Raw genomic sequence first — 7,292 nt, 5'->3', positions numbered from 1 at the left:
ACGAAAACAGGCCGCCCTGATCCGTAAACCTGCCGCGCATGATCGTCTCCGCCGATTCGAGATGATAAAGTGAATCATCAAGTCCCCTCCCTGGCGAGGGGGTTCTTCAGCAGAGTGCTAGTAGCACGCCGCCATCGCGCCGAGTTTCGGATAGAGCTTGTCGATGGCCGCGATCTCGCTGCGCATCTGGGCGGTGATCCAGTCGCGGATCTCCGCGGCGATGGGGCGCATCGGGCGATTACGCGGCGGCAGGAATTCGCAGATGCGGCGGGTGGTGGTGAGCCTGTCGGAGGCCGGCACCAGCGCGCCGGTCAGCAACCAGTGCGAGGCGACCGTCAGCCAGCCGAGCGCGATGCCCTGGCCGAGCAGCGCTGCCTGCATCACGATGGCATAATCGGTGAAGCTCAACGCCTTGGCGGCGCCGCGGCGGCCCTTGAGCAGCGACGAATAATCCGCGGCCCAGTCGCCCGGCGTCTCGGCGAGGCGGATGATGGTGTTGCTCTCTGCGGGATCGGTCTCGCCGAGATAGCTGGGGCTGCACATCGGCAGCATCACTTCCTTCATCACCAGCGTGCCGCCGGAGGATGGCTCTTCGCGGTCACGAAAGCGCATGCCGACGTCGACATTCTCCACCGGTCCGCGCAACGCGCCGGAGATCAGCTGGAAGCGCAGATCGACCTGTGGGAATTGCCGCTGCAGCTTGTCGATGCGCGGCATCAGCCAATGCGTGGTGAAGGCGGAGGAGACCGACAGCGTCACCGTCTCGGTGCCCTTGCGGCGCCGCTCGATCTCGATGAGGCCGGTTTCGATGCTGCGAAAGCCTTCGAGCACGCGGCGATACAACAGCTCGCCTTCCTCGGTCAGCACCGCGCGCCCCGCTTTGCGGTCGAACAGGCGGACGCCGAGATGCTCCTCGAACTGGCCGAGCATGCGGCTCACCGCCGGCTGGGTGACATTCAATTCGGCGGCGGCAGCCGTGAAGCTGCCATTGCGCGCTGCTGCGTGGAAGACGAACAGGGCGTTACTGGAGGGCAGCATCCGGCGCAGCTCGGGCATAACGCCATGTTATGAGCGCGGTGAGAATTTGGCAATTGCCGAGTTTTGCCAAGTCTGGTGACATTGGCATCGCAGCTCAAAGATAGGGCGTTCGGGAGAAGATTTGGTGCGGCGCACGCTGCGGCCGTGAATGCTCCAGGACGCTGTCTATAATGCAGGCTCATGGCGCGCAGTGAGGCACGCCATTGCAGCGAACGAGGCGAGGTCGATCGTTGGACAAGCGGGCGGAAAGCGTCGAGATCAGGTCCGCGAGCAAGGCGTACGGCGCCGTTCGCGCCCTCGACGACGTTTCCCTCAATGTCGGCGCCGGCGAGTTTGTGTCGCTGCTCGGTCCCTCCGGCTCCGGCAAGACCACGCTGCTCGGAATACTGGGCGGCTTCATCCTGCCGACTTCGGGCACAATTCTCTTCGGCGGCCGCGACGTCACCTACATGCCACCGCACAAGCGCGACATCGGCGTGGTCTTCCAGAACTACGCGCTGTTCCCCCATATGAGCGTCGGCGAGAACGTCGCCTTTCCCTTGCGGGCACGGCGCCTGCCGAAAGCGAGCTGGCCCGACAAGGTGCGCGCGGTGCTTTCGATGGTCGGCCTCGCCGGCTACGAGGAGCGGGGCATTGCGCAGCTCTCCGGCGGCCAGCGCCAGCGCATCGCGCTCGCGCGCGCCATGATCTTCGAGCCGCGGCTGATCCTGATGGACGAGCCGCTCTCCGCGCTCGACAAACAGCTCCGCGAATCCATGCAGATCGAGCTGCGCGCGCTGCACCGACGTATCGGCGCCACCATCATCTATGTCACGCATGATCAGCGCGAGGCGCTGACCATGAGCGACCGTGTCGCGGTGATGAAGGACGGCCGGCTGATCCAGATCGATGAGCCCGAGCGGCTGCACGATCATCCCGCTGATTCCTTTGTCGCGAGCTTCATCGGCGAGGCGACGATGCTGCCGGTCCGCCGCGTCGATGCCTCCAGCGTAGCGCTCGGCAACGCGCTTTTGCGCAGCGCCCGCGCCATTCCCGGCGGCGACGCGCTGATGCTCGCCGTGCACAGCGAAAAGCTCCTGATCGACGATGGCGCGCAGGATGCCGCCTGCAACCGCTTGACCGGGACGGTCACCGACATTGTCTATCAGGGCGAGAGCCTGCGCATTTTTCTTTCGCTCACTGACGGCATCGCGCTCAGCCTGCGCCAGCCGAGCTATCACCAGGCCTATAGCCGCATCCCGCCGCTCGGCGGCAGCCTCACCGTCACCCTTCACCCCGAGGACACCATCGTCGTGCCCCGGACGAACTGAACCCACGCCTTGTCCAACCGAGAGAATAAGCCAAAATGTCGACCCAAGCCGCTTTCAGCAATTTCAAGGTTCTCACCTTCGACGTCGTCGGCACCTTGATCGATTTCGAGACCGGCGTGCTCTCCGCGGTGCGCAGGATCTCCGGCAAGTCGCCGACCGAGCTCAGCGACGACAAGATCTTCGAATCCTACAAGCGCGGCCGCGACCAGCATTACGAGCGCTCCAGCGAGGTGATGTTCCACGTCTATCGCCACCTGGCCACCGAGCTCGGACTGCCGGCTGACGATGCCTCCTGCGACGTGTTCCAGCTCTCGGTGCTGCGTTGGGGACCGTTTGCGGATTCGGTCGAGGCGCTGAAGCGCCTGCGTACCAAATTTCGGCTGGTGGCGATGACCAATGCGGACCGCGTCGCGCTGTCCTGCTACGCGCACGCGCTCGGCAATCACTTCGACGACACCGTCTGCGCCGACGACACCGGCGTGGCAAAGCCGAACCCGGAGTTCTTCGCCTACAACAAGGGGCGTCAGTCCGCTTTCGGCTACAAGCAGTCCGATATCCTGCACGTGGCGCAGAGCCAGCACCACGACATCGGGATCGCGCGGAAGCTTGGCTACAAGGTGTGCTGGATCGAGCGCCGCCAGGGCATGGCAGGCTTTGGCGGCACGCCGGCCGTCGAGACGCTGACCAAGCCGGACTTTCATTTCCCGACGCTGAAGGCGCTGGCCGACGCGGCCATCGGGCCTGCGGCGTAATCCATGAGCGCGGGCATGACACGGGACTGGAGCGCGCTGCCATCGGCCAATTCGCTGTGGGAAGCCACGGCGGGGCCGGCGCGCGCTTTTCCCGTGTTGTCGGGCGAGAGTAAAGCCGATGTCGTGATCATCGGTGCGGGCTATACCGGCCTGTCCGCCGCGCACCACATCGCCAGGAGCGGCCTGTCGCCGGTCGTGCTGGAAGCCAACCGGCCCGGCTGGGGCGCGAGCGGGCGCAATGGCGGCGTGATCACCGCAAAATTCCGTCTCTCGTTCCGCCAGATCGACGCCACCCATGGCCGCGCCATGGCCAAGCGGATGTATGAGATCGCGCATGAATCGACCGATATGGTCGAGGAGCTGGTGTCCGAATTCGGCATCACCAGCGCAAACCTGACCCGCACCGGCCAAGTCAAGGCCGCGCATAACGCGACCACGCTGAAGGCTGCGATCGACGAAGCCAATTGGATGGCGGGCGAGATGGGCGACGCCGAGCTCCGCATCCTCGACAAGCGTGGAGTGCGCGACGAGACCGGCTCGGACATCTTTGTCGGCGGCGTGCTCAATCCCGGCTCGGGCGGCATTCATCCGCTGAACTATCTGCGCGGCCTCGCCGATGGTGTCGCGCGCCGCGGCGTTTCCATCTTCCAGGAATCGCCGGTGATGAAACTCCGGCGCGAGCAGGGCGGCATCGTCGCCGAGACGCCGCAGGGCGCGGTGCGAGCAAAACAGGCGATCATCGCCACCAACAGCTATTCCGATCTCAGCGGCGCGACCGCGCATCTACAGCGCACGCTGATCCCGTTCCGCAGCGCCCTCATTGCCACCGAGCAGCTGCCGCAGAATCTCGCTGGCAAGCTGATGCCGACCGGGCGCACCTACACCGAGACCAAGCGGATGATGCGCTGGTTCCGCATGGTCGACAACCGCGTGATTTTTGGCGGCCGCGGTGCCTTCGGGAAGCAGGACTCGAAAGCCGCCTTCGACGCGCTGCGCAAGGCGATGATCGGCATCTTCCCTGATCTCGCCGATCTGCCGCTCGCCTACAAATGGTCGGGCCTGGTCGGCATGACCTTGGACTCGGTGCCGCATATCGGCCGGATCGACGATCGCACGCTGGTTTCGATGGGCTACAACGGCGCGGGCGTGGCGATGTCGAGCCTGATGGGGCGCTATCTCGCCGCCTTCGTGCGCGGCGAAACGCCCGCGGTCGGGTTGCTCGAGGTTAGCCGCATGAAGGCCATTCCGTTTTATCCGTTGCGCGAGCCCGCCGTGCGCATGGTCGCCGGCTGGTACCAGTTTCTCGATGCGATCGGTCAGTGAGATCTCTTTGGCGATGGAGGAGGCGAGAATGAAGGCGAAACGGAATTTGGGATTGGGCTGCGCGTTGCTGGGCGCGATCGGAGTTACCACCGCGGCGAATGCCGCCGAGCAGATCACTTTCGTCTCGCAGGGCGGCGCCTATCAGCAGGCGCAGACGGTGGCGATCCTCGATCCCTCCGCCAAGAAGCTCGGCATCACCATCAATCAGGATTCCATTCCCGACGCCTGGCCCGCGATCAAGACGCAGGTCGGCAGCGGCAAGCCGATCTGGGACGTCGTCGATACACCTACCGGCTATTGCCTGCGCGGCGGCGAGCAGGGCCTGATCGAGAAGCTCGACTTCTCGAAGATCCCGAACGCCGCGGCGATGCCGGAGGGCTATCGCAGTCCCTATTCGGTGTCCTACGAGTTCTATTCCAGCGTGCTGGCCTACAGCCAGAAGACCTTCCCGAAGGACCCGCCGAACAGCTGGGCCGATTTCTGGGACGTGAAGAAATTCCCTGGCCGGCGCGCGCTGCGCAACCATCCGATCGCTACGTTAGAGGCCGCGCTGATGGCCGACGGCGTTGCGCCTGACAAGCTCTATCCGCTCGACGTCGACCGCGCCTTCAAGAAGCTGGAAGAGATCAAGCCGAGCATCACGGTGTGGTGGACATCGGGCGCGCAGTCGGCGCAGCTCCTCAATGACGGCGAGGTCGACATGGAGATGGCGTGGAACGGCCGCGTCAGCGCGGTCGCGAAGGAGGGCGCGAAAGTGTCGTTCACCTACAACCAGGGCATCCTGCAAAGCACCTCGCTCTGCATCCTCAAGGGCGCGCCGAACCTCGACACCGCCGTGAAATTCCTCAACGAGGCCGTCGATCCCGTGCACCAGGCCAATCTGCCGCTCAACATCGATTACGGCCCGGGCAATCCCAAGGCGTTCGAGACCAGCGTGATCAAGCCGGAGCGCGCCGCCCAATTGCCGAGCGAGCCGGCCAACGCGGCCAAGCAGGCGCTGATGTCCTACGCCTGGTGGTCCTCGCCGGCCGGCGAAGCCGCCGAGAAGCGCTGGGCCTCGTTCATGCAGAAGTAAGCGAGGCAGCGTTGACGATGTCTGTGCCAGATCCATCGCAAAAGCATCAACGTCGTGAGCACGGCCTGATGCTGGCACTGGTGTCGCCGGCGCTGCTCGTGATTTTGCTGCTGATCGTGCTGCCGGTCGGCTGGCTGGCCTGGCAGTCGATCTACCATGACGGCTTCACACTGGAGAATTATCGCCGCGTCTTCACCGAGGACATTTACTGGCGGAGCTTTGCGCTGACCTTCGAGATCAGCCTCGCGGTCACCATCATCGCGCTGCTGCTCGGTTACCCCGTGGCCTATCTCGCCAATTCCGTGCCGAAAGGCTGGAGCATCCTGATCCTCTCGCTGGTGGTGCTGCCGTTCTGGACCAGCGTGCTGGTCCGCGCCTATGCGTGGCTGGCGCTGCTCCAGCGCACCGGCGTGATCAACCAGTTTTTGCGTTATCTCGACGTCATCTCCGAGCCGTTCGCGCTGGTGCACAACACATTCGGCACAGTGGTCGCGACCGTGCACATCCTGCTGCCGTTCATGGTGCTGCCGCTCTACGCCACCATGCAGAAGATCCCCGGCGATCTCATGCAGGCCGGCGCCAGCCTGGGCGCGAGCCCGTCGCTGACGTTTGTCCGCGTGTTCCTGCCGCTGTCGCTGCCGGGCGTGCTCGCCGGCTGCACCATGGTGTTCGTGCTCTGCCTCGGCTTCTACATCACGCCGGAACTGCTCGGCGGTGGCCGTACCGTGATGGTGTCGATGCTGGTGAGCCGCAATGTCGAGCTCTACAACCAGTTCGGTGCGGCGAGTGCGGTCGCTGTGGTGCTGCTCGCCAGCGTGCTCGTGATCTTCTTCGTCGTCAGCCGCTTCATTTCGCTCGATCGCGTGCTGGGGCAGAAATGACGCGCATCTCGCCCGCACGGATCGCCCTCTACGTGATCAGCACGCTGGTGCTGGTCTATCTGATCCTGCCCGTGCTGATCATCGCGCCGATCTCGTTCTCCAGCGCGCGCTTCCTGACCTTTCCGCCGCCGTCCTTCTCGCTGCGCTGGTATCAGCAATACTTCGCCAATCCGACATGGATGCAGGCGACGCGGGTGACGCTGACAGTCGCGTTTCTCACCGTCGTGATCGCGACCCCGCTGGGTGTCGCAGCTGCCTACGCCATCAGCCAGTCGAAATTGCGCGTCATGCGGCTGATCCATATGATGCTGCTGCTGCCGCTAGTGGTGCCGATCATCATCACCGCGGTCGGCATCTTCTTCGTCTATGCCAAGGTCGGGCTGGTCGCGACCCTGCCGGGCCTCGTGCTGGCGAATGTGATGCTGGGCCTGCCTTACGTCATCATCTCGGTGCTCGCAGGCTTGCAGAGTTTCGAGCCGGCGCAGGAGATGGTGGCGCGCAGCCTCGGCATGAACCGCCTGCGCAGTTTCTTCGCGGTGACTCTGCCTCAGATCAAGTCCAGTGTGGTTGCGGGCGGCATCTTTGCTTTCATCTCGGCAATGGACGAGACCATCGTCGCGCTGTTCATCTCCGGCGGCCAATATCAGCCGCTGACCAAGCGCATGTTCACGGCGCTGCGCGACGAGATCGACCCCACGATTGCCGCGATCTCGACGCTGATGACGGCGGCGTCGTTCATGCTAGTGCTGCTGGCGAGTGCGCGGCAGAAGAAGGGCGAGTGAAGGGGCGATCCTCACCCATTCTCGGTGTCATCGCCCGACTTGAGATCGGGCGATCCAGTATCAAGATTGGGAAGCCGAGCGGTGGCGACGCCGCGCCAGACCGATGGGCCGCGTGTAGCGGATTTCCCCTC

Annotated in this window: 7 protein-coding genes; 6 read left to right on the top strand and 1 reads right to left on the bottom strand. The window is 64.4% G+C overall.

The window, feature by feature from the left end; genetic code table 11:
• Positions 1-117: 117 nt before the first annotated feature.
• Positions 118-1,056 carry a LysR family transcriptional regulator gene (locus IVB27_RS30325; protein WP_247446539.1) on the bottom strand — a complete coding sequence of 313 codons (939 nt, stop codon included), beginning with the start codon at positions 1,054-1,056 and terminating at the stop codon, positions 118-120.
• 212 nt (positions 1,057-1,268) lie between these two features.
• On the opposite strand from IVB27_RS30325, the gene IVB27_RS30320 reads away from it, so the two are divergent.
• From IVB27_RS30320 to IVB27_RS30295, 6 genes are all read left to right on the top strand, one after another.
• The gene (locus IVB27_RS30320) at positions 1,269-2,348 is read left to right on the top strand and encodes an ABC transporter ATP-binding protein (protein WP_247446537.1); all 1,080 of its coding nucleotides are present in this window, start codon (positions 1,269-1,271) and stop codon (positions 2,346-2,348) included.
• A gap of 35 nt (positions 2,349-2,383) precedes the next feature.
• Positions 2,384-3,100 carry an HAD family hydrolase gene (locus IVB27_RS30315; protein WP_247446536.1) on the top strand — a complete coding sequence of 239 codons (717 nt, stop codon included), beginning with the start codon at positions 2,384-2,386 and terminating at the stop codon, positions 3,098-3,100.
• A gap of 15 nt (positions 3,101-3,115) precedes the next feature.
• Entirely contained in the window at positions 3,116-4,423 is a 1,308-nt protein-coding gene (locus tag IVB27_RS30310; protein ID WP_247446535.1) for an NAD(P)/FAD-dependent oxidoreductase, read from the top strand.
• 28 nt (positions 4,424-4,451) lie between these two features.
• A complete protein-coding gene (locus IVB27_RS30305; protein ID WP_247446534.1) occupies positions 4,452-5,498 on the top strand; it encodes an ABC transporter substrate-binding protein in 1,047 nt (348 codons plus the stop codon).
• A 68-nt stretch (positions 5,499-5,566) separates the two neighbouring features.
• Positions 5,567-6,379 (top strand): ABC transporter permease, encoded by an 813-nt coding sequence (locus tag IVB27_RS30300; protein ID WP_247446545.1) that lies wholly within the window; start codon positions 5,567-5,569, stop codon positions 6,377-6,379.
• Complete coding sequence (locus IVB27_RS30295; RefSeq protein ID WP_247446533.1) at positions 6,376-7,161, top strand: ABC transporter permease; 786 nt, start codon at positions 6,376-6,378, stop codon at positions 7,159-7,161. The genes IVB27_RS30300 and IVB27_RS30295 overlap by 4 nt, the downstream gene beginning before the upstream one ends.
• The last annotated feature ends 131 nt before the right edge of the window (positions 7,162-7,292 follow it).

Source organism: Bradyrhizobium sp. 197 (assembly GCF_023073375.1).
In the GTDB taxonomy this organism is placed as follows: domain Bacteria; phylum Pseudomonadota; class Alphaproteobacteria; order Rhizobiales; family Xanthobacteraceae; genus Bradyrhizobium.
Note: the sequence above shows the minus strand (reverse complement) of the source record. Positions and strands in the feature narration are given on the sequence as shown.

What these genes read in the sequence shown, in the direction of transcription:
- IVB27_RS30300 (WP_247446545.1), top strand. Translation starts at nt 5,567, where the DNA reads ATGCTGGCACTGGTGTCGCCGGCGCTGCTCGTGATTTTGCTGCTGATC.
- IVB27_RS30315 (WP_247446536.1), top strand. Translation starts at nt 2,384, where the DNA reads ATGTCGACCCAAGCCGCTTTCAGCAATTTCAAGGTTCTCACCTTCGAC.
- IVB27_RS30325 (WP_247446539.1), bottom strand. Translation starts at nt 1,056, where the DNA reads ATGCCCGAGCTGCGCCGGATGCTGCCCTCCAGTAACGCCCTGTTCGTC.
- IVB27_RS30295 (WP_247446533.1), top strand. Translation starts at nt 6,376, where the DNA reads ATGACGCGCATCTCGCCCGCACGGATCGCCCTCTACGTGATCAGCACG.
- IVB27_RS30305 (WP_247446534.1), top strand. Translation starts at nt 4,452, where the DNA reads ATGAAGGCGAAACGGAATTTGGGATTGGGCTGCGCGTTGCTGGGCGCG.
- IVB27_RS30310 (WP_247446535.1), top strand. Translation starts at nt 3,116, where the DNA reads ATGACACGGGACTGGAGCGCGCTGCCATCGGCCAATTCGCTGTGGGAA.